This window comes from Achromobacter sp. Marseille-Q4962, from assembly GCF_943737005.1.
Taxonomy (GTDB): Bacteria; Pseudomonadota; Gammaproteobacteria; order Burkholderiales; family Burkholderiaceae_B; genus Achromobacter.
In genome coordinates, this window is record NZ_CALSFU010000068.1 from 1 (window position 1) to 1,558 (window position 1,558).

Consider the following 1,558-nt stretch of genomic DNA (forward strand, 5'->3'; position numbering starts at 1 on the left):
GCCGGCACCACCGACGGCATCGTCGTCACCGTGCCGACCACCGACGACACGGTCTTCGAGGGCCGCGAGAGCCTGACGCTGGAAGCCACGCTCACCGGCAGCACCGCCAGCGGCGTGGCCCTGCCCGGCGGCATCACCGACACCGGCAGCGCCACCATCGTCGATACCGAAAGCACCGATCCGTCCCACCCGAATCCGGGCGCCGACGTGCCCGCCCTCACCGTCTCGGATGCGGGCGACGTCAATGAAGGCAACGACGCCGTCTTCAACGTCAGCCTGGACAACAAGGCCGTCGATGCGGATACCACGCTCACCTTCAAGCTTGGCGGCGACATCGAAGCCGGCGACGTAGGCGTGCCCGCCGTCACCATCGGCGGCCAGTCCGTCGTCGTGACCAATAACGGCAACGGCACCTACAGCATCACCGTGCCGGCCGGCACTACCGGCGGCATCGTCGTCACCGTGCCCACCACCGACGACGCGGTCTTCGAGGGCCGCGAGAGCCTGACCCTGGAAGCCACGCTCACCGGCAACTCCGCCAGCGGCGTGGCCCTGCCCGACGGCATCACCGACACCGGCAACGCCGTGATCGTGGACGACCATGGCCCGGGCGCTGACGTGCCGACCCTGGACGTCTCCAATCCCGGCGACGTCAACGAAGGTAGCGATGCCGTCTTCAACGTCACTCTCAGCAAGCCGGTCAACGCCGAAACCACCCTCACCTTCACGCTGGGCGGCCAGATCGAAGCCGGCGACGTGGGCACCCCCACCGTCACCGTCGGCGGCGTGGCCGTCACGGTCACCGCCAACCCGGACGGCACCTACAGCTTCCAACTGCCGGCCAATACCACCGGCGGCATCGCCATCACGGTGCCGACCAATGATGACGCCAGCTTCGAAGGCCGCGAGAATCTGACGCTCACCGCCACGCTCACGGGCGAGTCCGTCAGCGGCGTAGCCCTCCCGGGCGGCATCACCGATACCGGCAACGCCGTGATCGTGGACGATCATGGACCGGGCGCCGACGTGCCCGCCCTCACCGTCTCGGATGCGGGCGACGTCAATGAAGGCAGCAATGCCGTGTTCAACGTGGCCCTGACCAAACCCGTCGACGCGAATACCACGCTCACCTTCACGCTCGGCGGCCAGATCGAAGCCGGCGATGTGGGCACGCCCACCGTCACCATCGGCGGCCAGTCCGTCGTCGTGACCAATAACGGCAACAACACCTACAGCATCACCGTGCCCGCCGGCACCACCGGCGGCATCGTCGTCACCGTGCCCACCACCGACGACGCGGTCTTCGAAGGCCGCGAGAGCCTGACCCTGGAAGCCACGCTCACGGGCGAATCCGCCAGCGGCGTGGCCCTGCCCGGCGGTATCACCGACACCGGCAGCGCCACCATCGTCGATACCCAGGGCGGCGGCAAGGACGTGCCCGCGCTCACCGTGTCCGACGCCGGCGACGTGAACGAAGGCAGCAACGCGGTCTTCAATGTCGCCCTGACCAAGCCGGTCGATGCGGATACCACGCTTACCTTCAAGCTTGGCGGCGACA

At 68.2% G+C, this 1,558-nt stretch carries 1 protein-coding gene; it reads left to right on the plus strand.

Annotated features, from left to right (window positions below; translation table 11 throughout):
- Positions 1 to 1,558: hypothetical protein (locus NGJ44_RS23060; protein WP_251866055.1), on the plus strand; the 1,558-nt coding region annotated here is incomplete at both ends.